Consider the following 24,194-nt stretch of genomic DNA (forward strand, 5'->3'; position numbering starts at 1 on the left):
AAGCTGAAAACAGCCGGAAGCGTTTTTGGCTAGATGCCACAAACCACGATAAACAGCACGTAAATTACCGCAAAAATGGCTTATATCTTGTTACCAAAATGAAAAGGCCACCCGGAAACCCGGATGGCCTTTTACAATTTCTGACTTGCGCGGGCTGTCAGTGCGGCTGCGGCTCCATGCCGCCTTCCGCCTCACCGTCACCCTTGGCTTCGCCGTCACCCTTCACTTCACTTGGGCCGTCCTTCTTGGCGCCGGCTTTCGGCACCGCCGAACCACGGCTGCCCGGAGAATCGTCACCCAGATCGCGCGCCGGCTTCTCACCCCGCAGCAGCGCCTTGATCTCGTCGCCCGTCAGGGTTTCGTATTCGAGAAGACCCTCGGCAATTGCGACAAAGCCGTCGTGATTGTCCGTGAGAATACGCCGTGCCTCTGTATAGGCCTCGTCGATCAGGCGGCGAACTTCCGTGTCGATCGTCTGGGCCGTCGCCTCGGAGACATTCTTCGACTGCGAGACGGAATGGCCAAGGAAGACTTCCTGCTGGTTTTCACCATAGGATACCTGGCCGAGAGCATCGGAGAAGCCCCACTGCGTGACCATGGCGCGGGCAAGCTTGGTGGCCTGCTCGATATCCGAAGACGCGCCTGACGTGATGTTCTCCTTGCCGAAGGTCAATTCCTCGGCAACGCGGCCACCCATCATGATGACGAGACGCGACACCATCCACTTGTAGCTCATGGAGTAACGGTCGCCTTCCGGCAGCTGCATGACCATGCCGAGCGCGCGGCCGCGCGGGATGATCGTCGCCTTATGCAACGGATCGGCCACGGCAACCTTAAGCGCGGTGATGGCGTGTCCGGCTTCGTGATAGGCGGTCAGCTTCTTTTCGGCCTCGGTCATGGCAGAGGAGCGGCGCTCCGCGCCCATCATGATCTTGTCCTTGGCGTCTTCGAATTCCTGCATGGTGACCACGCGCTTGTTGCGGCGGGCAGCCATGAGGGCGGCTTCGTTGACGAGGTTCATCAGGTCCGCCCCGGAAAAACCGGGGGTGCCGCGGGCCAGAATCTTGAGATCGACATTCGGCGCCAGCGGCACGTTGCGGATATGCACCTTGAGGATGCGCTCGCGGCCGACGATATCAGGGTTCGGAACGACGACCTGACGGTCGAAACGGCCTGGACGCAGAAGTGCGGGGTCAAGAACATCAGGACGGTTGGTGGCGGCGATGAGGATGATGCCTTCATTCGCCTCGAAGCCGTCCATTTCGACCAGCAGCTGGTTCAGCGTCTGCTCACGTTCGTCGTTACCGCCGCCAAGACCGGCGCCACGATGGCGGCCGACGGCGTCGATTTCGTCGATGAAGATGATGCAGGGCGCGTTCTTCTTGGCCTGTTCGAACATGTCACGCACGCGGCTTGCGCCGACGCCGACAAACATTTCCACGAAGTCCGAACCGGAAATGGTGAAGAACGGCACATTCGCTTCGCCGGCGACTGAACGCGCCAGAAGCGTCTTACCGGTGCCCGGAGGACCAACAAGCAGCACGCCGCGCGGGATTTTACCGCCAAGACGCTGGAACTTCTGCGGATCGCGCAGGAATTCCACGATTTCCTCGAGGTCCTGCTTGGCTTCGTCCACACCTGCGACGTCATCAAACGTCACGCGACCATGCGCTTCCGTCAGAAGCTTGGCCTTGGACTTGCCAAAGCCCATCGCGCCGCGGGAACCACCCTGCATCTGCCGCATGAAGAACAGCCAGACGCCGAGAATGAGGAACATCGGCAGAAGCGTGCCGAGATAGCTCAGGAAACCGGAGGAGCCGTCACTTTCGGGACGCGCCACGATGGTGACGTTCTTGCTCTGCAAGCGCTCCATCAGGCTGTCGTCGATGACGGGGGAATAGGTCTGAAAGGCCGTGCCGTTTTCGGTATAGGTTCCGAGAACCCGGTTACCGGTGACGGTCACGTCGCGAACTCGCCCGGAATCCACATCGCGAAGAAACTGGGAATACGGAATTTCCCGCGAACCCGTTTGCGTCGGCGACGTCTGGAACATGCTGAACAATGCGATCAGCAAGAGGGCAATCACGGCCCACAAGGCGAAATTTCTGAAATTTGGGTTCATCGAACTCCCCGAACTCACACGGGCATATCTGCTGCCCGCTCTTACGTGCCCCTAACATAAGGACGACATCTGCCGTTGCCAAGGCAAAGCGCGTTATCTGATGCGTTTTGGTGTAAAAACTATTCCAAGGCAATTCACGAAAAAGAGGCCGGATTTAAACCGGGGGCTGTGGATAGGCCGTCCGTCCGAATAAATTCGCGATTGCATTTGCCAACTCAAGGTCGAAACGCGGCAGGAAAAGATCGAAAGGTGCGAGCCTCGGCGTGATGGTGACGGCCTGCGGCATGGAAACCGGTCCGCCGGCCGCTGCGGCAATTTGCGGCAGACCCGCCATCGCCGGCTTTGTCACCCCTGATGGCGCCGACGGAAAAAGCGCGGCCATTTCCGCGGCATCACCAACTCTGCCCGCTTTGACAAGGATTGGAAAAGCCGATCCGTTCTTCACGAGGAAACGATCGTCCCACAGCCCTTGCTCACGCGCGCCGACGTGAAGTTGCGGCAGGTTTCGCTGCTCGCGCAACAAATAAAGGCCATCCCGCCGCCGATCGAGAAGAACACGGCCGACTGTCATTCGCCCGTTTTCACCCGTTTTGAGAAACCGTAAAACGCGCTCCATGCTGCTTGCGGCCGGAAAATATGCCCTTCCGCCAAGGGTGGCGATCATCGCCGCCAACCCGTGCCGGAACTCGGGAAGATCGGGATTGACGCCCTCGTCGGCGAGCCTGGCGAGAGCAGCATGGAAAATCTGCGCGTGATCGCGCAGGAAAACAGCTGTTTTGTCGGAAAGCGACCGTCTTTTGAAAGAGGCCTCCGCATCGATCCACATGGGAGAGACGGGAAGCGCCTGCCTTACACGCACCCGCTCATATCTGATATTTTCATTGCTCGGATCGTCAAGCCAAACGCGCGAGCGGGACGAAACAAAGTCACGGATCGCCTGTCTCTCACACATCAGGAACGGCCGCATGACCCAGTAGCGGTTATCGTATAAAACCGCGTCCGCCATGCCGGAGAGACCGAGATTATCACTGCCGCCATTGCGGGCGGCGCGCATTGCCACGGTTTCACGCTGGTCGCCGATTGTATGCCCCGTCACCACAAGATCGGCGCCAGTTTCACGGGCGACCTCGGCGATCAGGCGGTAGCGGGCAAGCCGGGAGGCTTCGGAAAGGCCGGAAGCCGGTTTGGCACCATCCCACCGGCGGGTAACGTGGGGGATGCCAAGTTCGGCGCAGAGCATGGCGACCTTGCGCGCCTCATCGGCGGATTCCGCTCTCAGCGCATGGTCGACCGTGACGGCGGAGAGCCGCAAACGGTCCCCATCCAATCCCGCCGTTGCCTCGTGCAATGCCAGCAACAGGCCGGTGGAATCACTGCCGCCGGAGATTGCGACGAGGATATGGGTGGAGTTTTCTAGATTTCCGACAAAAAGCTGTGCCGCCGCGAGCGGCGCAACTGTCTTTTCATTCGGAGTGCGGGCATCAACCGGCATGGAAATACCCGCCATCGCAGGGAAAAATCAGCAGCTCAGCCGTTTCTGTTCGCTGGCGACCTTGCTCAGCACGGTCTTCGAAGCATTGGGATAGCGCTTCGGCACCTCGCGCAGCGTGGCGCAGGCGGTTTCGGTATTGTCGAGGGCGGCAAGCGACATGCCGAGCTTCATCAGCATTTCCGGCGCTTTCGGAGATTTGCCATAGGCCTGATGGCCGTTCAGAAAGGTCTTGGCGGCCTCGTTGAACTTGCCCTGGGAATATTGCGCCTCACCCAGCCAGAAGCTCGCATCGGCGGCCTTTGTACCTTTGGGATAACCCTGCAGATATTGCTGGAAACCCTGTTCCGCCAGCTTGTAATCACCGGAAAGGACATGACCGTAGGCGGCCTGATAGATGTCGCCTTCGCTGGTCAGTGCCGCCGTGTTGACAGGATCGGTCTTGCGGGTGCCGTTGCCGGTGGTCACGCCCGGAAGGTTACCGGAGGAATTACTGGCGCCGGAATTGAGTGTGCCGCCAATCGGCATTCCCTTGGAATCAAGCTCGATCGAGCCGAGCGTCGTCTCTCCCGGTGCGCCTGTCGGAGCAGAGGGAGAAACGGAAGCGCCACCCTCGGGTGGCGTTTCGATGATCGTTGCAACGTCGTCGGTCGGCGGCGAGGCCGGATTGACCGGACTGGCTTCCGCCTTCTTTTTCGGTGCAGCGGTCGGGCTTGCACCCTTGCCGCCGGCATTGCCGCCTTCCAGTTCCTGGAAGCGGAACTCGTTGTCTTCCTGCGCCTTGCGGATCGTTTCCTGCATCTGCAGAAGCTGGAAGCTCATTTCTTCGATACGGCCATTGAGCTGCCGGATCTGTTCTTCAAGCTGCTGAACCCGATAGGCTTCATTGGCCTGAACCCGGACGACCGGGAGCTGCTGTTGAGAGTTGATCGTGCCGAAGCTACCCCCCGCACCGAACAGCGGACCCGAAACGGCTGTGCCGCTCAAGCCGGTGCAGGCTGCAAGCCCCAGCATTCCCGCCACGACAAGTTTCTTCATCTCATTCGTCCTGCCTTAACTGATTTGCACCGGAATGGCGCAAGCCGGATTTTTTCCATATCAACCGAAAAAGCAACTTAACTTCGGCCAAACTATGAAAAAAACAAAAGGCGGCCCGAAGACCGCCTCTCATTCAAGATCACAATAACGTCAGGCAATCACATGCCCGCGCCACCGAGAACCGTCACGGCGCGGCGGTTCTGCGACCAGCAGGAAATGTCGTCGCAAACCGCGACCGGCTTTTCCTTGCCGTAGGAGATCGTCTTCATGCGGTTAGCCGGAACGCCCTGGGAAGCCAGGAAGTCGCGGGTTGCTGCCGCACGACGGGCGCCGAGCGCAAGGTTGTATTCGCGCGTACCGCGTTCGTCGGCATGACCTTCAACGGTGATGGCGTAGTTCGGGTAACGGGCGAGCCACTGGGCCTGGCGCTGCAGGGTCTGCTGGGCGTCGGCGCGGATCGAGGTGGAGTCGGTGTCGAAGAAGATGCGGTCGCCGACGTTGACCGTGAAGTCCTGCTGGGAGCCCGGCGTTGCGGAGCCCGCGCCACCAAGGCCGAGTTCACCGGCGCTGTTCGGCATGTTTTTCTTGTTCGCGCAGCCTGCGAGAGCAAGCGCGAGCGTCATGGCGATGACAGCCGGGTTACGGGCCAGTTTCTGCATGGGGCTGAGTGCCGAAGTGTGTGTACGGCTCATCGCCGGTCTCTCCTTAGGATTTCAATAACGTTGCCGGACACTAACTGATCGCGGTTAATAGCCGGCAAACGCTTATGGTTAACAGAAAGGAAATGTCCCCGTTTTTTGCTCCCTCACAACACTTTGCGGCAAGAAAGAGGCGCACTTCCCCATGGTATCAAGTAAAACATGATGGCGCCGGTTCATGCCGGCGCCATTATGGCAGTCATATCAGTCCAGAAGCGGCGACCATGCCGGATCCGAAGCGAAGGTCGGCGTCTTGATGAGCTGTTCGTTATAGCCCGTCAGGTCGATCGAATAGAGCTGCGGACCACCGGCGCCGGCGTTCTGGCGGAAGAACATCAGTACGCGGCCGTTCGGCGCCCAGGTCGGGCCTTCATTGTGGAACCCGCTGGTCAGAATGCGCTCGCCCGAACCGTCGGTCTTCATCACGCCGATCGAGAACTTGCCGCCCGACTGCTTGGTGAAGGCGATCAGATCGCCGCGCGGCGACCATACCGGCGTGGAATAGGAACCGTCGCCGAAGGAGACGCGCTGCTGGCCGGAGCCATCGGCATTCATGACGTAGATCTGCTGGCGGCCGCCACGGTCGCTTTCAAAGGCGACACGCTGGCCATCAGGCGAATAGGACGGCGCGGTATCGATCGCCGACGTGTTGGTCAGCCGCGTCGTGGTGCGCGAGCGCAGGTCCATGGTGTAGATATTGGCATTGCCATCCTGCTGCAGGCTCATGATGACCTTCTGGCCATCAGGAGAGAAGCGCGGCGAGAACGTCATGCCCGGGAAATTGCCGACCACTTCGCGCTGTCCGGTTTCCAGCTGCAGCAGGTAAACGCGCGGCTGCTGGCCTTCGAAGGACATGTAGGTCACTTCCTGACGGTTCGGCGAGAAACGCGGCGTCAGAACGATGTCGTTCGAATTGGTCAGATTGCGGACGTTGAAGCCGTCCTGATCCATGATCGACAGCTGACGCTTGCGGGCGGTCTTCGGGCCGCTTTCGGAGACGAAAACCACGCGGGTATCGAAGTAGCCCTTTTCACCGGTGATACGCTCATAGATGGCGTCGGCGATGATGTGAGCGACACGGCGCCAGTTTTCCGGCTGGGTGAAGAACTGCTGGCCGGTCATCTGCTGGCCTGCGAAAGTATCCCACAGGCGGAACTCGGCGCGCAGGCGGCCATCGCTTTCACGCGTGACACGGCCGGTCACAAGCGCCTGGGCGTTGATGACCTTCCAGTCCTCGAAACGCGGCTGCTGATCCGGGTTGCTGATCTTTTCGATGAAGGCGTTCTTGTTGACCGGCGCGAAGAGGCCGGAACGCTGCAGGTCGGCGGCGATAACAGCGGAAACCTGCGCACCGATGCCGTCGCTCGACATGAAGTCGGTGATGGCGATGGGCAGCGGTTCGACATTACCCTTGTTGATGTTGATTTCCACCCGCGCAAAAGCCGGTGCGGAGAAAACCGACATGAGGGCCGCGACAGCGAGCACCAGCCGGATCGGCGAAAATATCTTCATGTTGCCAGGCCTTTCAGCATTCATAGCAATTCACTGGGATCGAAGTTCACGACGACTTCGTTCCATGCGTCATATTTATCGGCAGGAAGGTTCGTGAACGGAGCAGAACGCATGATGGCGCGATAGGCTCCGCCGGAAAGAGCACGGCGCGTTCCTTCCGAACCGCCGGTTGCCTCGATCTCGGGCCGACCGATGATGGTTCCGTCGCGGTCAAGCTTCATGGTGACACGGACGCGAACGTCCGAGGCATCCGCCATGCCGGGAATGATCTGCCAGTTTTTCTGGATTGCGCCGCGCAGCGCATCCATTTCCGTCTGGCTGAGCGTAGAGCCGCCGGTCGATTTCTTGCCGCCAAGGGCTGCCTGCTGGGTGGAGCGCTTGGCGCCGCCGCCGGAAGGCGCCTGCTTGTTCAAAAGTGCAGCGATATCGTCAGCGTTAAAATCGCTTTCCTTCGACGAGGCGGATTTCGCAGTCTCCTGCTTCTTCTCACCGGGCTTCTTGTCGGAAGGCTTGTCCGTGGACTTCGCCTGATCGGGCTTGGTTTCGGCCGGTTTTTCCGCGGGCTTCTGCTCGGCAGGCTTGGTCTCGGCCTGCTTCGGCTCCTCCGGCTTCGGCGGCTCCGGGCGGGAATTCGGGCGCGGCACGTTCTGCGGCACGGGAATTTCGGCCGGTTCCTGCGTGGCAGGCGGCGGCTCTTCGGCCTTGGTTTCCTGCGGCGGCGGCTCCGTCTTCGGCTGCGGCGCAATTTCAGGCTTGGTCTGCGGCAAGGCGGCCATTTCCTGCGGCTTGGGAGCCGAGGTTTCTTCCTTGACGATTTCCTTCACCTCGTTTGCCTTGGTATCGACGACCGGCTGCGGTTTCTCCTGCTTGGGCGGAGCTGCCGCGCTGATATTGTCGTTGGGCTTTGCGGTCGGGGTCGGCGGCGCTTCGATATCGGCGGTGTTGTTGCCGATATTCTGGGCATTCTCGATGATATCAGGACGCGTGGTCGGAACAGGCGCGGACTTTTCCGCCTTGGGCGCGTTCTTGTCGCCCTGCTGGATCTGGGTCAGTTCCTCGATCGGCACCAGCTCCACCGGCAGGGCCTCGGCCTGCGACACGTCAAGCGGTTCCGGCGAGCCCAGGGAAACGAGGGCGAAAGCCAGAAGCGACGCATGCACGATCGCGGATGTGGTAAGGCTGCCCTTCATCGTTTTACGTCAATTGTCCTGTTTCTGCTGGGTCACGAGGCCGATATTCTTAAAGCCAGCCGCCTGGATACGCGCCATCACGTCGGCGACGACGCCATAGGCGGCAACGGAATCCGCACGCACGAAGATGCGTTCGTTATAACCCGTCGTGGCGATTGCCTGCAGCTTGTCGGCCACTTCAGCCGCCTGGATTTCCGTTTCCTGCAGATGGATCTGGCCATTGGCGTTGACGGAAATCGTGATCGGCTGCGTGTCCGAGTTCAACGCATTGGCGGAGGTCTGCGGCAGGTCGATAGGCACGCCGACCGTCATCATCGGCGCAGCCACCATGAAGATGATGAGCAACACGAGCATGACGTCGACCAGCGGCGTCACGTTGATCTCGCTGATCGCCCCGCCTTTGCGTCGTCCGCCGCGCCCACCCCGGCGTCCACCGGAACCGCCGCCGCCGCCACCTGCTGACATACCCATATCATCTACTCCATTTTGCCTTGCGGCAAATTACTGCACGGCATGTAAATTAGGGACCGCTTACTGGGCGGCCTGCCGCGTCTGAAGTTTTTCATCGATCTGGCGCGACAGGATCGCGGAGAACTCGTCGGCGAAGCCTTCCATACGGGCGGAAAGCTTGTGCGCGTCGGCCGTGAACTTGTTATAGGCGATAACCGCCGGAATAGCCGCGACAAGGCCGATGGCCGTCGCCAGAAGCGCTTCGGCGATACCCGGCGCCACGACCGCAAGGTTGGTCGACTTCGAACCGGCAATCGCCTGGAACGAGGTCATGATACCGACGACCGTACCGAAAAGGCCGATAAAGGGACCAGCCGAGCCGATGGTGGCAAGCGAACCGAGGCGAGCCTCGTATTGTTCGCCTTCGCGCGCGATCGTCACATCCATCGCCCGGTCGATACGCATCTGCAGACCGATGGGAGAACGCGCGCCGCGTTCGAATGATTTTTTCCATTCCCGCATGGCGGAAACGAAAATTGCCGCAAGACCGCCGTTCTGGCGTTCCGCCAGCGTGCGATAAAGCTCCTCGAGCGACTGGCCCGACCAGAAGACCTGTTCGAACTGGTCGAACTGCCTCTTTGCCTTGCCGAAGCTCACATATTTGTCGAAGACGATCGCCCACGTCCAGACCGAGGCGGCGATAAGTCCGATCATCACGAGCTTCACGATGAGGCCCGCCTGCATAAACAGCGCCCAGAGACTTACATCGTGCGTCGCCGCTGCCAAACCTGCCTGTTCCATAAATATCCAATCCCCGAATCCAAACGCCCGGTACGGGACCGGGCGATTCAAACGCGTGTTAACGCTCGAAGTCCTGCGGCCGCAGCCGCCAACCCCTTAGCCATACCCCGATACTTGCCAGTAAGCCTTACTTGCCAATAAATTTGGTGAAAGGAAGGCGTGCGCCGCACAAATGCCAGTTGCTAAAGTAAGACACCATTATGGTTAAAGGAGTGTTACAGCGGGGCCACGCCGGATGGATTTACTCGACGGGGCCGTCAATTACTTCAGGAATTTTTCCGCCACTGTCTCCGGAAGACGCCTTGGCCGGCCATTGGCATTGATGACGGCGATGATGACCTTCGCGGCGACCAGCAGCGTTTCGCCCCGCCGGATTTCCTGATTGAGCACCATTTTCGCGCCGCCGGCCTTCTCGGTGATGGTCGTGATCGTCAACACGTCATCCATCCGCGCCGGGCTTTTGAAATCGATCTCCATGCGATGCACAACGAAGACCAGCCCCTCCTCATCGGCGGTCAGAAGCGCGCTTTGTTCGCAGCCGAGGCACCGGAGGTAATCGGTGCGTCCGCGCTCGAGAAAATGCAGATAACGGGCGTGGTAAACCAGGCCGGAGAAATCCGTATCCTCATAATAGACCCGTTGCGTCAGGCGGTGGCCATGTTCGATCAGTTCACCCGAAAGCGAAACCACAAGCTCGCTCATACTATCTCCTTGAGAATTTCGGCAGCATCGGAACGACCTTCGCGAATGATAAGATGCTCATGCCGTTGCGGCAGCGTCTCGATGCGCTCCGCGATGAAACGGGGCCTCAGATCGCTCTTCAAAAGCGCTGATGGCTGCGCGGGCAGCCAGCGGAACTCCACCTCGACGCCATCCAGTATCCGATGCACGATATCGCTTTCGTGGAACGGCAGAGGCTGGCGAAGCGAAACAAGATAATAAAATCCCAGCTCATGCGCCGCATAATCGTCATAGGCGAAAAAATTTTCGGCCGACCAGACGAGACGCTCGACCGAACAATCCCGGCCAAGCTCCTCGCGGATCTCGCGGATGATGGTTTCCTGCGAGCTTTCGCCGATTTCGGCACGGCCGCCGGGCAAGGCCCAGTAATTGTCCTTCGTGCCGCGCTGGACCAGAAGATGGCCGTTCTGCAAGATCAACGCCGCAACCCGCATGCTGAAAAGCTGCGGTTTCCGGTCCAGCCGGATCATGTGGCGTTCAGGCGCAGAGGTCATTTATCGTCCAGATCGCCGTCATGCCAGACGAGGTGTCGTGTGGCCTTCGGCAGGTGCTCTATTTCGTCGGCGATGAAATAGGGCGGAATATCAAGCTCCGTCAATGCCTGCCGGGTTGCAGCAACCCAGCGGAACTCCAGCTCGTTATCGCCGTCCTGAACGCGGTGAATGATGTCAGTCGGATGAAAGGCCAGTGTTTCCGGCAGGTCCATCAGGTAATAAAACCCGAGTTCGTGCCAGTCCTTGCCCTCGTAGTGGAAAAAATTCTCGACCGCCCAGAGAAGACGTCCCACCTTGGCTTCGACGCCAAGCTCCTCGACCATTTCACGCGCCAGCGTTTCTTCGGAGCGTTCGCCCATTTCGGCGCGGCCACCCGGAAAGGTCCAGAATTTTTCATGCGACGCCCGGTGCACCAGCACATGGCCATCACGAAACGCCAGTCCCGCGACACGCATCTGAAAAATGCGCTTCGGCTTGAACTTGATGCGGATACGGGTGTCCTGCTTGGTATCATGTGTCATGGTGCTGGCCTGCGGGCTGGAAACATCAAATCGGTTTCCGTCCACCCTAACGCATCCATATCGTCTTTTCTCGTCTTTGCATCATCTCCCACAATGAATTCATCCAGTTGCGGCGGCTTGACCGTGGTCCCTGATAACATCGCATGCGCCTGCCCGCGATGATGCGTCTGGTGCTGGAAGAGATGAGACAGAACATCGTCGCAGCGATCCCGCTGGATACGCGCACCCCGATGAATATTGACGTTGGCCGCAAGGCCGTTTTCATCGAGACCATCGACAAATGCGATCAGCTCCTCGTCAAGCTCCCTCTGGGCACTCTGCAACGCCTGCATTGTGGCGAAGGGCTCCTCTTCGGCAAAAGCGGCAAGGCCGAGCGTGCCGCCCTGGAGGGCATCGATATAAAACCGGTCGACGGTGTAAATGTGGTTCAGCGTTGCCCTAAGCGTGGGAAAGAAACTGACGCGGGAAGCGACAAACGCCCCCTGTGAAAGCTGAAGACAGGCCTGATGCAGCCGGAAATTGGCCAGCCGGTTGTTGCGTGCAAGTTTGCGGAAGACCCGCAGCGGATCGTAAGGCATGAGGGTACCTCCCTTGACGTCGAAGGACGCCGTCGTTCAATCGACACGCTCAAGCTCCGATCTGCTTTTCAGAACCTTCGCGCCGTCTTCCTGTTCGATCAGATAGGCAGGCTCCTGCCTGCTTGCTTTCCGCTTTATTCTGGAACCGGCGATGGTGCGTTCGACATCGTCAGTGAAAGTCTCGACGATTTTACCTTCACCGGCGCCATTGCCCCAGTTCCACCGGACCTTCGTACCCTTGCGATATCCAGACATGACCATCTCCGTGCCAAAGACGATCAAAGCCGGCAAGCCGGGTTTGTTCCCTCAATCATCCTCAAGCGTCAGACGGAACTGCGCCGCCTCGATATCCTTGGGCGGCTGCATGCCCAGATGTTTCCAGGCCGTTGCAGTCAGAATGCGCCCGCGCGGTGTGCGCTGGATGAAACCCTGCTGGATCATATAGGGCTCGATGATGTCCTCGATCGCATCGCGCGGCTCCGAGAGGCCGGCGGCGATGGTTTCGATGCCAACCGGGCCGCCGCCGAAATTGACGGCGATCATGGTGAGATAACGCATGTCGAGCTGGTCGAGACCCATTTTGTCGACCAGCAGCCGCGTCAAAGCCTCGTCGGCGATCTCACGGGTGACGGCTTCCGCCCGCGCCACCTCGGCGAAATCGCGCACACGGCGCAACAGCCGCCCGGCGATGCGCGGCGTGCCACGCGCCCGCCTTGCCACCTCGCGCGCACCCTCATCGGTCATATTCAGCCCCATCAGCCGCGCTCCGCGCCGAACGATCAGCTCCAGTTCGTCGACGGTGTAGAAGGCCAAGCGGACCGGAATGCCGAAGCGATCACGCAGCGGCGTCGTCAAGAGGCCGAGACGGGTGGTGGCGGCAACGAGGGTGAATTTGGAAAGATCGATCTTCACCGAGCGCGCCGCCGGCCCCTCGCCGATGATGAGATCGAGCTGGAAATCCTCCATGGCAGGATAAAGGATTTCTTCCACTGCCGGATTGAGGCGGTGGATTTCATCGATGAAGAGCACATCGCGCTCTTCCAGATTGGTGAGAAGTGCGGCGAGATCACCCGCCTTGGCGATGACAGGCCCGGAAGTGGATTTGAAGTTGACACCAAGTTCCTTGGCCATGATCTGCGCCAGCGTGGTCTTGCCGAGGCCGGGCGGGCCGACGAACAGCACATGATCCAGCGCCTCGCCGCGGTTCTTGGCGGCCTCGATGAACACCTTGAGATTGGCACGGGCCTCCGCCTGGCCGGTAAAATCATCCAGCGACTGCGGGCGCAGCGTGGTGTCGATGTCCTCACCGCGCTTTTCCGGGGTAATCAGTCTCTCCGCATCGCTCATTCAGGGCATTCCATTGTTCTAACCGAATTCATCAGGTGGTCGTCGCCCCTATATCACGACTATCGCATCAACGCGCTTCACGAAATTCACGATAAACGCGGCTCCACGTCCGCATGCCAGACGGTCCTTACCGCGAAAGCTCCTTCAGCCCGAGACGGATAAGCTTGGCGCTGTCGCCGCCCTCCCCGCCATTCTTCAGCGCGGCGGCAACCGCATTGGCGGCCTGGTCGCGCGAATAGCCGAGATTGGTGAGCGCGGAAACGGCATCAGCCACCGGCGCGGACGCAACGCCTTCACCAAGCTCCTGCTTGAGCCCGATCGAGGCGGAAGCCTCTCCCGCAAAGGCGGGCGCCTTGTTGCGAAGTTCGGTCACAAGACGCACCGCCACCTTCGGCCCGACGCCGGGCGCACGCGAAATCATCACCTTGTCCTGTAGCGCGATGGCATTGGCGAGTTCGGAGGGCGAGAGCGTGGAAAGAACGGCCAGGGCCACTTTCGAGCCCACACCCTGCACGCTCTGCAGCAGGTTGAACCATTCCCGCTCCAGCGCCGAAAGAAAGCCGAAGAGCTTCAGCTGGTCTTCACGCACATAGGTTTCGATGAACAGCACCACCGCCTCACCGACGGAGCCGATTTTCGACAGCGTGCGTGCCGAACAATAGGCGACGTAACAGACGCCGTGCACATCCACCAGCACGTAATCCGCGCCGATTTCCTCGATGCTGCCCTTCAGTTTTCCGATCATGATGCCGCCCGCTGCAATGAAACTTCAAATATTCAACCGGCCGCCAAAAGCCGCGCCATCCTGTCGCCGCCGCGATTATGCGCGTGGCAGATTGCGATGGCGAGAGCGTCCGCCGCATCGTTACCCTTGAATTCGGCCTTCGGCATCAGGATTTTCAGCATCATGTGAATTTGCTGCTTTTCGCCGTGCCCGACGCCGATGACGGCCTTCTTGACCGCATTCGGCGCATATTCGAACACCGGCAATCCTGCCCGCGCCGGAACCAGCATGGCGATGCCACGCGCCTGACCGAGTTTCAGAGTGGCAACAGCATCCTTGTTCACGAAAGTCTGCTCCACCGCCGCTTCGTCGGGCTGGTAGCTGTGCACGACGTCAGCCAGCCCGTCATGCAGCTGGCACAGCCGGGAGGCGAGATCCATATCGCCGTCCGATGTCACGGTACCGGAGGCGACGAACCGAAGGCTGTTGCCAAGGGTTTCGATAACACCCCATCCGGTGCGCCGCAATCCGGGGTCAATGCCGATGATTCGAATCGTCTTTTGCATGAGGCACCTTATCTTTCCGGCTGCGACCCTGCCAGCGATAAGTGAACAAAACGACAACATTGATCAAATTTGCAGTGCAGCATTTACCTCTGCTTAAACCGCGTACCGCATTGTTCCCCACAAAATCAAAAAAGGGGAGCTGCGGACATGATGATCCGCAGCACAACATGTTCGCCATATCAGCCGTCCGATGGCGCCATCCATGCATGGCGCGGGAACTGATCCGGCATTGGGGGCTGCATCGGCCATGCTGAACCGTTTTCATTCCATATCCACCAAAGTGCTGGCGATTTTCCTGGCGCTGATGGCGATCTCGACCGGGGCTCTGACGCTTCTCGGCTATCAAAGCAGCAGCGGCGTTCTTGAGGAGCAGGCGTCGAGATCCATGGAGAGCATTCTGGTTTTCCGCGGCGACATGCTTCAGGAACGCCTTGAGCAGCTGAAAACACAGGCGGATTCCATTGCCAAGATCGAATCCCTGCAGATGGCTGTTGTCTCCATGCGCAGCGGCTGGGCCACCGTGCAGAAAAACTCCGGCGACGCAAAGGCGGAACTTCAGCGCGTCTTCGTCAAGGAAAACCCCTTCGGCGAAAAGGAAAAGCTGATCAAGCCGGAAAGCCCCAGCGGCTTTTATTACTCCACCCATGAGAAGACCCAGACGGATATCGGCGCTTATATCAAGGGAACGCCGTTCAGCGATGTTCTCTTCATCGACCCCGCCGGTACGGTCTATTATTCCTATCTGAAGGGACCGGCCTTCGGGGAAACCGTCAAGGGCGGCGCCTGGGCGGAGAGCGGCCTTGGTACGGCCTTCGCCCGCGGCGCGGCGAACGCCGAAAAGGCGGTCAACGACGTGGCGCAGACCAGTTTCTCCGGCCTGCGCATCGATGCGGCCACGAGAGAGGCCGGTATTTATTTCGGCGTTCCGGTTGTCAAATTCGGCGCGTTCAAGGGCATCGTCCTCTTCCAGGTCAAGGAAGGCGTTTTCAGCCAGATTTTGACGAAAGGCATCGCGGCGGGCAGTTCGGAACAATCCGCGATCATATCAGCCGATGGAAAGGCTATCGGTGTTGAGGGCGAAAGGCTGGTCAGCCTTGATCCGGCCATCTACGATTTCCACGGAAAGGCCCTGAACGCGGCGGGCATGACCATTGCCAAGATCGACCGCGCGGATGGCGAAGCCAATGCCTATGCCCGTCCCTTCTCCTTCGCCGACGAAAAATATCTCGCGGTGGAAAGCATGCTACGCAGCGAGTTGAACGCCGGCTCCATCTCGATTGCCGGCACGCTTGCCGTGATCGGCCTTTGCGTTCTGGCCGCCATGTGCGCAGCGACGGCCTTCTTTGCACGGCGTCTCTTCGCCCCGCTGGAAAAGCTTGCCGGGCTGACCGGCGAAGTGGCTGCAGGCCGCCTCGATGCGGAGATCGGCAATCAGGATCGAAAGGACGAGATCGGCCGCATGGCGCGTACGCTCGGCAGTTTCCGTGAAAAACTCATCCTGCAGCGGGACATTGAAGAGACCGCATCACGCACACGGGAAGAAGCCGAAACGGCCCGGCGCGCGCATCTTGCGGAACGGGAGGCGGAAGCAGGCGCCCTGCAAATGGTCGTGCAATCTCTGGATGAGGGGCTGGACCGGCTGGCGAACGGCAACCTCGCCTATCGCATCGAGACCGTCTTCCCCGAAGATCTCGAAAGCCTGCGCCATAACTTCAACACCGCGCTTGCCCGGCTCAGCGAAACCATGCAGGCCATCGGTGGCAATTCCGCCGCCATTCGTGGCGGCTCCGAGGAAATGCGGGTGGGAGCCGACCAGCTCGCAGAACGCACCGAACGGCAGGCAGCCTCCATTACCGAAACGGCAAGCGCTATCAAGGCGATCACCGAAGCCGTCCGCGACCAGATCGAACGCGCCGAACAGGCAACGCGGATCGCCCGCGACGCCAGCACGGAGGCGACGGCATCCAGCCGCGTGATGGAACAGACCATCGCCGCCATGGAGGCGATCCAGACCTCGTCGCGCCAGATCAACCAGATTATCGGCGTCATTGACGAAATCGCTTTCCAGACCAACCTTCTGGCGCTGAATGCCGGCGTGGAGGCGGCGCGCGCAGGCGACGCAGGCAAGGGCTTTGCGGTCGTTGCCCAGGAAGTGCGCGAACTGGCGCAGCGTTCGGCCGCCGCCGCAAAGGAGATCACCAGCCTGCTGAAACGCTCCACCGACGAGGTTTCCTCGGGCGTGGTGCTGGTGGAAAAGGCAGGTGCTTCGCTGACCGGCATCGGCAAACACGTGCAGACCATCAGCACGCGTATCGAAGAGATCATGGAGTCTACCCGAGAGGAAGCGCACACGCTTTCGGAAATCAACAGTACCGTCACCAGCCTCGACACCATGACCCAGCAGAACGCCGCCATGGTGGAAGAAACGACGGCCGCCATTCACAATCTCGCTTCCGAAGCGGGTGAAATGGACGGCAGGCTCGGACAATTCGTATTGGCTCCGGAGAACGAGGCCGCTGGACATCGCGCGAACAGGCAATTCAGGCGGGCGGGCTGAGACAGGCCAGCCGGCAAAAGACCGGGGCCTCTTCGGAGGCCCCAATTTTTTTGAACCATCCTTCAATTCTGCGCGACTTCACTGGTAAATCGGGACACGCGCCTTACATCCGCAGCAAAGATTTAAATATTGCAGGAGCGTCGGATGATACCCTTTTCCATTCTCGACCTTTCGCCGATCGGCGAAGGCGAGAGCGTCAGCGAGGCGCTTGAAAATTCCCGCCGAATGGCGGTCAAGGCCGAAGAACACGGCTATAACCGCATCTGGCTGGCAGAGCATCACGGCATGCCGGGCATTGCCAGCGCGGCAACGTCGCTCGTCATTGCCCATGTGGGCGCGGCCACGAAACATATTCGCGTCGGTTCCGGCGGTATCATGCTGCCCAACCATTCCCCGCTTGTCATCGCCGAGCAGTTCGGCACGCTTGCAGCGCTCCTTCCCGGCCGCGTTGATCTCGGTCTGGGCCGCGCTCCGGGAACCGATATGCGCACGGCGCGAGCCCTGCGCCGCAACCTTGATGCCGGCGCGGAAAACTTTCCGCACGATATCGTCGAACTCCAGCGTTATCTTGGTCCGCCGCAGCCGGATCAGGCGATCCTTGCCGTACCGGGCATGAATTCCAACGTGCCGCTCTGGCTGCTCGGCTCCAGCACCTACAGCGCGCATCTCGCCGCAGCGCTTGGCCTGCCCTATTCCTTCGCTTCGCATTTCGCGCCCGATATGCTGATGGAAGCGATCCATATCTATCGCGAGCGCTTCCAGCCCTCTGAAGTGCTGGACAAGCCCTATGTGATGGTGGGTGTAATGGGTGTCGGCGCAGAGACGGATGAGGAGGCGCAGCATCTCTTCACCTCCTCGCAGCAGCAATTCGTCAACCTGCGCCGCAATGTGCGCACGCAGTTTCCGAAACCCGTGCACAGCATGGATGACTACTGGAACGAGATGGAGCGTTTCTCTGTCGAACACACATTGCGTTTCGCGGCCGTCGGCTCGCCTGAGACGATCCAACGCCATCTCGACGGCTTCCTTGCGGAAACGCAGGCGGATGAGCTGATTGTCTCGATGCCGATCCATGACATCGAAAAGCGGCTGCGGTCGGTCGAGATTTTCGCAGACGTGCGAACCTCCATAAAAAAGGCCGCGTAAACAAAAAGCCCCGGAGCGGATCGCTGCCGGGGCTTTTTTGACATCTGAAACGTCAGGCGGAAAGCCTGGCGAGAATTTCTTCGGATACTTCGAAGTTGGAATAGACGTTCTGTACGTCGTCATCGTCTTCGAGATTGTCGATGAGCTTCATCAGCGACTGCGCCTTTTCCTCATCCACCGGCACCGTATTCTGCGGCTTCCAGATGGCCTTGACGCTTTCGGCTTCACCCAGCACGCCTTCCAGCGCCTTGGACACCTCGTTCATCGCTTCGAAACCGCAGATGATGGTGTGGCCGTCTTCGCTGGATTCGACATCGTCGGCACCGGCCTCGATGGCGGCTTCCATGACCTTGTCGGCATCGCCGACTTCAGCCTTGTAAGAGATTTCGCCGACCCGGTCGAAGGAGAAGGACACCGAACCGGTTTCGCCAAGAGCACCACCGGCCTTGGTGAAGATGGAGCGCACGTTGGAGGCGGTGCGGTTGCGGTTGTCGGTCAGGGCTTCGACGATGACGGCAACGCCACCCGGGCCGTAACCCTCGTAGCGGACTTCATCATAGTTTTCGCCGTCCGCGCCGGAGGCCTTCTTGATCGCGCGCTCGATATTGTCCTTCGGCATGGACTGAGCCTTGGCGTTCTGGATCGCCAGACGCAGGCGCGGGTTCATGTTCGGGTCGGGCATGCCCGTCTTTGCCGCAACGGTGATTTCGCGTGCAAGCTTGGAAAACATTTTGGACCGTACGGAGTCCTGCTTGCCCTTGCGGTGCATGATGTTCTTGAACTGTGAATGACCAGCCATGGAAAACCTGATTGTCGTAATTTGGAGATTGCGGGCCTTATAAGTGCGATAGCCGCGCCATTCAACCCCGCACGCGCTTTCTCTTGCCGCAACATCAGAAGGAACTGATTTATCCGCTCTTCGTTCTGATCATGAACGCGGCGGAAGGGCACATGATTTCTCTCCATCGCAGCATCAGACCGGAAGGAGAAAACATATGGTCAGCCTGACTGAAGCAAGAGAAGCCCCGGCCCGTCAGCTCTGGGACGAGATCAACTCCGTCCACGCCGGCATGCTCGGTCTTGAAGGCCTGCACAATCACATGCAGCCCATGGCGCCTCATGCTGATCCCAAGACCAACACGATCTGGTTCTTCTCCAAAAAAGACACCGATCTGGTGAAGTCACTGAAATCCGGTTCCCGGGCGCATTTCTGCGTGGTGGGCAAGGACCATGACTACCATGCCTGCCTTTCAGGCGTTCTTGAAGTACGCGACGACAAAACCAAGATCGACGAATATTGGAATTCCGTCACGGCCGCCTGGTACGAGCATGGCAAGAGCGATCCGCAACTGACAATGCTGGCGTTGCATGTCGATGATGCCGATATCTGGGCTTCGACGGACAGCACGCTCAAATTCGGCTGGGAAATCGCCAAGGCGAACATGTCGGATGACAAGACGCCGGATGTCGGCGTTCGCCAGCATCTCAACTTTGCCTGATCAACATCTCCAACCGTCTTTCCTCGCCCATCGCCATGCTACATGCCTTTCGGCACGAGTATCTGCGGCTGGCGGGGAAGGTTTCTCATCGAAACCCGGATCACCGGGTCGGTCGCATAGGCAATGCGGAAACTTTCGCCGAACATTGTGAGAAACTGCTCCAGCGGCGGCCCGGTACGATGCATCGGCAAAATCAGCGCGGAGCGCAGGCGCTTGACCACCCGGCTCATGCTGTCGGCGCCCATTGTCAAGCCGCCATCCACCGGCACCATCAGCACGTCGAGGCGGCCGATTTCGGCATAATGCGTATCCGTCAACTCATGATGCAGATGGCCGAGATGACCGATGCACAGGCCCGCAACTTCGAAGATGAAGATGGAATTGCCGTTTTCCTGAAAGGATTCGTAATCGCCCCAGCGGTTGCGGATATCGGTTGCGACATTGCGAATATAGACATCGCCTACCAGAACCTTGTGTTCGGCCTTTTCTCCCGGCGTATCGCTCCAGCCATGCAGCACATATTGGATGGCAGGGTCCGGACTAAGGGTGAAGTGGGTCGAATGCGCCCGGTTCATCGTTACGACCGTCGGCATGACGGGCGGGCGATAGACGCCGTTATAGTCCGTGGCGATCGTTACCCCGCCGGGGCTTTCGATCAGATAGGTGGAATGGCCGATGAAGCTGATCTTCACCTCTTCCTTCGCCGCCGCCTGAGCCAATTGAACACCCGGCGGATTGAAGCTCGCAAACATGACGCCGGGAATGTTGCTGGCTATCGCCTGGCATTGACTGATGGGCGGGCGGCTTTCCGTCTGGGAGAAGGCCGCTCCTGATGAGGCGATCAGCCCCGATATTGCAAGCATTAGCACGCGCAGCATCATGCCACTCCCTGAACTTGCGAAGGGTGGGAGGATGAGGCAGGTTTTGCGGAGCGTCCAGTTACAAGAGTGCCGGAAGGCTCACACTCTCGTCATTGTGAACGCTTCAGGGAGAGATCACGCCCAGAAGGAGGGCAGGGTCTCCGAGAGCCGGGGACCGATGCGTAGCGGCGCGATCTTTTCTGCAAGCCCGGTGCGGTCGGAGATTTCGACGCCGACGCCGCAGATCGTCGCCGGTCCGCTGGCAGCCTCGAAACGGCCCTTCGGCATTTTGGAAATGAAGCGGTTGATCGGCTCTTCCTTTTCCATTCCAAGCGAGCTGTCATAATCGCCGCACATGCCGGCATCCGACATATAGGCCGTGCCGCCATTAAGAATCTGCGCATCCGCCGTCGGGACATGGGTATGGGTGCCGACAACGAAGCTCGCGCGGCCATCCACGAAATGGCCGAAACACTGTTTTTCACTCGTCGCTTCCGCATGGAAATCGAAGATGATGGCGTCGGCCTGTTCCTTCAGCGGACAGGCGGCAAGAATGTTTTCCGCGGACTTGAAGGGATCGTCCAGTTCCGGATGCATGAAGACCCGCCCCATGATGTTGGCGACCAATATGCGTGCGCCGTTGCGAGCATAAAAAATGCCCGAACCCTTGCCCGGCGTACCGTCAGGATAATTGGCGGGCCGCAGGAACTGGTCATGACGCTCGCAGAAGGAAACCGCTTCCTTCTGGTCCCAGACATGGTTGCCGGTCGTGACGACATCGGCGCCGGCATTGATGGTCTCGAGATAGATATCTTCGGTGATACCGAAGCCGCCGGCGGCGTTTTCACCATTGACGATCACAAAATCGAGCTTCAGATCGGAAATCAGCCCCGGCAATCGTTCCCAGACAGCCGTGCGTCCGGTCTTGCCAACCATATCTCCGAGAAAAAGAAGCCTCATTCACCCGCCCCGATCTTGCGCATGTTTCTAGATTTCGTCCCCTCTAGAGCATTTCCAGGAAAAGTGGAACCCGGTTTTCCGTCCGGAAATGCGACAAAACAAAGAGTTAGAGGGTCTAGGCCATTCAAAAACGGAAACCCTCTAACGGGTAATCCGTCTTTTAAAAAGTGCTAAAGCGCCTTTTGTCCACGATCGGAGCTCGACAACGGAGCGGAAAACCAGCGCAGGCCGCTTTCCGTCAGAATGGCGTGAAGCGAGACATCATGCGGCTCCGCCGGTACGGATGGCACTTCCTGACAATCAAAGGCGACGCCGATGAGAACTGGCTGTTTGCCTCTCGCGTGTAACCGTGCAATCGCGCGGTCGTAATGGCCCGCGCCATAACCGACCCGCTGCCCTCGCCCATCGAAGACCGAGAGAGGCACGAGCAGAATATCCGGATCGAGAACCTCCGCATCCTCGCCCGGACCGGTCGTGCCGAAGCCGGTCTTCACCAACGGCGTATCCGCCTCGAAGCAACGGAAGACGATGGTTTCACGATCCAGCACAACGGGAAGGACGAGACGCCCGCCCCGCTCACGCAATGCTTCCATCAGCGGCCGTGTATCGGCCTCGGATCGGATCGGCATGAAGCCGGAAATCACGGCGCCACGCGCAAAGGCAATGTCGGAGGCGCCATGTGCCGTTATAGACTGACTCTTCTGCTGCCGCTCCGTCGGCGTCAGCGCATCGCGCGCGGCGAGCCTTTCGCCGCGCAGTCTCGCTTTTTCGGCAACGTCGCCGGACATCAGGCAGCCCGGCTCACGAGAACCTTGTCGATGCGATGACCGTCGAGGTCGATGACTTCAAAACGCCAGCCGTTGCGGGTGACGTGCTCGCCCAGTTCCGGCAGGCGACGGAACTCGTCCAGAACCAGACCGGCAACGGTTTCGAACTCGGCATCCTCGTCGATCTTGAAGCCCATGCGATAAGCGAACTCATCGGCGGGCATCCAGCCGGCGACAAGGAAGGAACCGTCCTCGCGCTCGACAATGGCCGGCTCCTCGTCATTGTCTTCCTGGAATGCGCCGGTGATGGCCTCCAGAACGTCGCCGGAGCTGACGATACCTTCGAAATGGCCGTATTCGTCGTAGACCAGCACCATGTGCACGGTGGAGCGACGCAGCGACTGGATGACGTCCACCGCACTCGTCAAATCCGATACGACAGGAACTTCGCGCAGAAGCTCACGAATATTGAGCTCCTTGCCGGAGGCCAGCGCATCGAAAGCATCCTTGGCGAAAAGCACGCCGAGAATCTCATCCGAAGCGCCGTTACGCACCGGCAGGCGCGAACGCTGCGTCTGGCGAAGCTGCTCGCGGATTTCCTCGGCGCTGTCTTCGATATCGACCACTTCCACATCACGACGCGGCGTCATCAGGCCACGCGCATTGCGGTCGGCAAGGCGCATGACGCTTGTGATCATCGCCGATTCCTCGGTCTCGATCACGCCGGCGCTATGGGCTTCTGCCAGAACCGTGCGGATTTCATCGTCCGTGACCGATGCGTTGGACTCGCCGCTGTGGCCGAGAAGGGCAAGAACCGTCTTGCCCGACTTGTCGAGCAGCCATACCAGCGGCGCGCCGACCTTGGACAGCAGCATCATGGTGGGTGCGACGCGGGCGGCGACCTTTTCGGGATCGCGCAGCGCAATCTGCTTGGGCACCAGTTCGCCGACGATCAGCGACAGATAGGTAATGGCGACGACAACCGAGCCGACGCCAAGCGCATCGGCGGCACGGTCGGGAACACCCTGTTCCAGCAGCCACGCCGTGAAGCGGGCACCGAGCGTGGCACCGGAAAAAGCACCGGAAAGGACGCCGACCAGCGTGATGCCGATCTGCACTGTGGAAAGAAAGCGTCCGGGATTTTCAGAAAGGCTGAGCGCCTGTGTGGCGCCCTTGCTGCCTTGCGTGGCAAGCACCTTGAGCCTCGCCGGTCTGGAGGAGACAACGGCAAGCTCGGACATGGCAAGCACACCGTTCAATACGGTGAGCAGGACCACGATCATAATTTCAGTAAACAAGTTTAGCTCTTTGGGCTGTTGAACGGCACGTCGCGGTTTTGACCGCAGCGCCCTTTTTTAAAGGGCATGACAGACATACCAATCCGGATAATAGGGAATTGTTCCGCCATTGCAATGACGGCAATATAAAAAAGCCGCGTCCGGCAGTTATGAAAAATCACTGTCGAATATATCAAGGATATGGTGAAGCATCGGGGTTGATACGAAACTTCAAGCGCGATCCACGGCGACCGATGGAGATTTACGATCCTGGGTGCCTACAAAAGTAGGTGGGCGCCGTGTGTCCAGTCCCACGGGACTGGCCAGGGACAGCTCCCTTTGGATCGAGTATGGCCCCAGGGATTGTGGTTCCTGTCGGGAAGCGCAGAACGCATCCAAGATATAGGACGGATCAGGGGAAACCGCCAGAGGGCAACGAGCGAAATTTTGCCGCCTTAGAACTCTTTGCGCCGTCAATGCGCCGCGGGCTTCGGCCGCGCCAGCAGTTTTTCGGTAATACCGTTCAGGCGGTCGGCCAGATCACCGATGGCGAGCGCCACGACTTCATCCGATTTCGCCCTGTGCTCGGCCATGCCGTCACGGTTGCGGGAAAGGGATGCGACCTCTCCTTCCAGCTTCTCGATCTTGCGGTTGAGTTCGGAAAGCTCGTCCATCACCATGATGCCGGCCATGACGGTGAGGCGCAGATCGCCTATTTCGCCGAACTGGCTCTTGAGGTGCCCGACATACCGGTCGAACCTGGTTGCGAGATCGGTCAGATGGTCTTCCTGCCCCGCCTCGCACGCCATGCGATACGCCTTGCCGTCGATCATAACTGTGACTTGCGCCATGAGCCC

Annotated in this window: 25 protein-coding genes and 1 other RNA gene; 3 read left to right on the forward strand and 23 right to left on the reverse strand. The window is 59.6% G+C overall.

Annotated elements, in window-relative coordinates; genetic code table 11:
• Window positions 1–157: 157 nt before the first annotated feature.
• From ftsH to ruvC, 16 genes are all read right to left on the reverse strand, one after another.
• On the reverse strand, window positions 158–2,122 hold the full coding sequence (gene ftsH / locus WDZ78_RS02810) for an ATP-dependent zinc metalloprotease FtsH (RefSeq protein ID WP_020012201.1): 1,965 nt from the start codon (window positions 2,120–2,122) through the stop codon (window positions 158–160).
• A gap of 154 nt (window positions 2,123–2,276) precedes the next feature.
• Window positions 2,277–3,614 carry a tRNA lysidine(34) synthetase TilS gene (tilS, locus tag WDZ78_RS02815; RefSeq protein WP_425672265.1) on the reverse strand — a complete coding sequence of 446 codons (1,338 nt, stop codon included), beginning with the start codon at window positions 3,612–3,614 and terminating at the stop codon, window positions 2,277–2,279.
• A gap of 27 nt (window positions 3,615–3,641) precedes the next feature.
• A complete protein-coding gene (gene ybgF, locus WDZ78_RS02820) occupies window positions 3,642–4,649 on the reverse strand; it encodes a tol-pal system protein YbgF (protein WP_425672266.1) in 1,008 nt (335 codons plus the stop codon).
• Window positions 4,650–4,807: 158 nt separating this feature from the next.
• On the reverse strand, window positions 4,808–5,341 hold the full coding sequence (pal, locus tag WDZ78_RS02825; protein ID WP_026364038.1) for a peptidoglycan-associated lipoprotein Pal: 534 nt from the start codon (window positions 5,339–5,341) through the stop codon (window positions 4,808–4,810).
• A 210-nt stretch (window positions 5,342–5,551) separates the two neighbouring features.
• The gene (gene tolB / locus WDZ78_RS02830; RefSeq protein WP_026364039.1) at window positions 5,552–6,859 is read right to left on the reverse strand and encodes a Tol-Pal system beta propeller repeat protein TolB; all 1,308 of its coding nucleotides are present in this window, start codon (window positions 6,857–6,859) and stop codon (window positions 5,552–5,554) included.
• A gap of 20 nt (window positions 6,860–6,879) precedes the next feature.
• Window positions 6,880–8,049, reverse strand: coding sequence for a hypothetical protein (locus WDZ78_RS02835; protein ID WP_020012205.1), 1,170 nt, complete (start codon window positions 8,047–8,049; stop codon window positions 6,880–6,882).
• Window positions 8,050–8,058: 9 nt separating this feature from the next.
• A complete protein-coding gene (tolR, locus tag WDZ78_RS02840; RefSeq protein WP_020012206.1) occupies window positions 8,059–8,520 on the reverse strand; it encodes a protein TolR in 462 nt (153 codons plus the stop codon).
• A gap of 60 nt (window positions 8,521–8,580) precedes the next feature.
• Window positions 8,581–9,300, reverse strand: coding sequence for a protein TolQ (gene tolQ, locus WDZ78_RS02845; RefSeq protein ID WP_003497570.1), 720 nt, complete (start codon window positions 9,298–9,300; stop codon window positions 8,581–8,583).
• 261 nt (window positions 9,301–9,561) lie between these two features.
• Window positions 9,562–10,002 (reverse strand): tol-pal system-associated acyl-CoA thioesterase, encoded by a 441-nt coding sequence (gene ybgC, locus WDZ78_RS02850; protein ID WP_065656478.1) that lies wholly within the window; start codon window positions 10,000–10,002, stop codon window positions 9,562–9,564.
• Window positions 9,999–10,535: an NUDIX hydrolase gene (locus WDZ78_RS02855; RefSeq protein ID WP_425672267.1), complete on the reverse strand. Its 537-nt coding sequence runs from the start codon at window positions 10,533–10,535 to the stop codon at window positions 9,999–10,001. Before WDZ78_RS02855 ends, ybgC begins: the two co-directional genes overlap by 4 nt.
• A complete protein-coding gene (locus tag WDZ78_RS02860; RefSeq protein WP_425672268.1) occupies window positions 10,532–11,056 on the reverse strand; it encodes an NUDIX hydrolase in 525 nt (174 codons plus the stop codon). Before WDZ78_RS02860 ends, WDZ78_RS02855 begins: the two co-directional genes overlap by 4 nt.
• On the reverse strand, window positions 11,053–11,634 hold the full coding sequence (locus tag WDZ78_RS02865) for a DinB family protein (protein ID WP_425672270.1): 582 nt from the start codon (window positions 11,632–11,634) through the stop codon (window positions 11,053–11,055). The genes WDZ78_RS02860 and WDZ78_RS02865 overlap by 4 nt, the downstream gene beginning before the upstream one ends.
• Before the next feature lie 36 nt (window positions 11,635–11,670).
• On the reverse strand, window positions 11,671–11,889 hold the full coding sequence (locus tag WDZ78_RS02870) for a DUF2945 domain-containing protein (protein ID WP_425672271.1): 219 nt from the start codon (window positions 11,887–11,889) through the stop codon (window positions 11,671–11,673).
• Window positions 11,890–11,940: 51 nt separating this feature from the next.
• A complete protein-coding gene (gene ruvB, locus WDZ78_RS02875) occupies window positions 11,941–12,981 on the reverse strand; it encodes a Holliday junction branch migration DNA helicase RuvB (RefSeq protein WP_003506226.1) in 1,041 nt (346 codons plus the stop codon).
• A 127-nt stretch (window positions 12,982–13,108) separates the two neighbouring features.
• Window positions 13,109–13,726, reverse strand: coding sequence for a Holliday junction branch migration protein RuvA (ruvA, locus tag WDZ78_RS02880; protein ID WP_003506224.1), 618 nt, complete (start codon window positions 13,724–13,726; stop codon window positions 13,109–13,111).
• A gap of 32 nt (window positions 13,727–13,758) precedes the next feature.
• Window positions 13,759–14,271 (reverse strand): crossover junction endodeoxyribonuclease RuvC, encoded by a 513-nt coding sequence (gene ruvC / locus WDZ78_RS02885; RefSeq protein ID WP_003506222.1) that lies wholly within the window; start codon window positions 14,269–14,271, stop codon window positions 13,759–13,761.
• 247 nt (window positions 14,272–14,518) lie between these two features.
• On the opposite strand from ruvC, the gene WDZ78_RS02890 reads away from it, so the two are divergent.
• Together WDZ78_RS02890 and WDZ78_RS02895 are read left to right on the forward strand one after the other, a co-directional pair.
• Window positions 14,519–16,828 carry a methyl-accepting chemotaxis protein gene (locus WDZ78_RS02890; protein ID WP_425672272.1) on the forward strand — a complete coding sequence of 770 codons (2,310 nt, stop codon included), beginning with the start codon at window positions 14,519–14,521 and terminating at the stop codon, window positions 16,826–16,828.
• 144 nt (window positions 16,829–16,972) lie between these two features.
• The gene (locus WDZ78_RS02895; RefSeq protein ID WP_425672273.1) at window positions 16,973–17,974 is read left to right on the forward strand and encodes an LLM class flavin-dependent oxidoreductase; all 1,002 of its coding nucleotides are present in this window, start codon (window positions 16,973–16,975) and stop codon (window positions 17,972–17,974) included.
• A 52-nt stretch (window positions 17,975–18,026) separates the two neighbouring features.
• On the opposite strand, the gene WDZ78_RS02900 is transcribed toward WDZ78_RS02895, so the two are convergent.
• Window positions 18,027–18,773, reverse strand: coding sequence for a YebC/PmpR family DNA-binding transcriptional regulator (locus WDZ78_RS02900; protein WP_425672274.1), 747 nt, complete (start codon window positions 18,771–18,773; stop codon window positions 18,027–18,029).
• Between the two features lie 196 nt (window positions 18,774–18,969).
• Here WDZ78_RS02900 and WDZ78_RS02905 point away from each other — a divergent pair, with 196 nt between their 5' ends.
• The gene (locus tag WDZ78_RS02905; RefSeq protein ID WP_020012216.1) at window positions 18,970–19,473 is read left to right on the forward strand and encodes a pyridoxamine 5'-phosphate oxidase family protein; all 504 of its coding nucleotides are present in this window, start codon (window positions 18,970–18,972) and stop codon (window positions 19,471–19,473) included.
• Between the two features lie 38 nt (window positions 19,474–19,511).
• Here WDZ78_RS02905 and WDZ78_RS02910 read toward each other — a convergent pair whose 3' ends face one another.
• The 6 genes from WDZ78_RS02910 to WDZ78_RS02935 form a co-directional block, all read right to left on the reverse strand.
• Window positions 19,512–20,354: an MBL fold metallo-hydrolase gene (locus WDZ78_RS02910; RefSeq protein WP_020012217.1), complete on the reverse strand. Its 843-nt coding sequence runs from the start codon at window positions 20,352–20,354 to the stop codon at window positions 19,512–19,514.
• 114 nt (window positions 20,355–20,468) lie between these two features.
• Window positions 20,469–21,293: a TIGR00282 family metallophosphoesterase gene (locus WDZ78_RS02915; protein ID WP_020012218.1), complete on the reverse strand. Its 825-nt coding sequence runs from the start codon at window positions 21,291–21,293 to the stop codon at window positions 20,469–20,471.
• 170 nt (window positions 21,294–21,463) lie between these two features.
• A complete protein-coding gene (locus tag WDZ78_RS02920) occupies window positions 21,464–22,081 on the reverse strand; it encodes a 5-formyltetrahydrofolate cyclo-ligase (RefSeq protein WP_425672275.1) in 618 nt (205 codons plus the stop codon).
• Window positions 22,081–23,343, reverse strand: coding sequence for a hemolysin family protein (locus tag WDZ78_RS02925; RefSeq protein ID WP_020012220.1), 1,263 nt, complete (start codon window positions 23,341–23,343; stop codon window positions 22,081–22,083). Before WDZ78_RS02925 ends, WDZ78_RS02920 begins: the two co-directional genes overlap by 1 nt.
• A 229-nt stretch (window positions 23,344–23,572) precedes the next feature.
• Window positions 23,573–23,731, reverse strand: a non-coding RNA gene (gene ssrS, locus WDZ78_RS02930) — 6S RNA.
• A gap of 79 nt (window positions 23,732–23,810) precedes the next feature.
• A complete protein-coding gene (locus tag WDZ78_RS02935; RefSeq protein WP_003506206.1) occupies window positions 23,811–24,188 on the reverse strand; it encodes a cell division protein ZapA in 378 nt (125 codons plus the stop codon).
• Window positions 24,189–24,194: the final 6 nt, after the last annotated feature.

The sequence above is a fragment of the Agrobacterium sp. M50-1 genome (genome assembly GCF_049843495.1).
GTDB lineage: Bacteria > Pseudomonadota > Alphaproteobacteria > Rhizobiales > Rhizobiaceae > Agrobacterium > Agrobacterium radiobacter.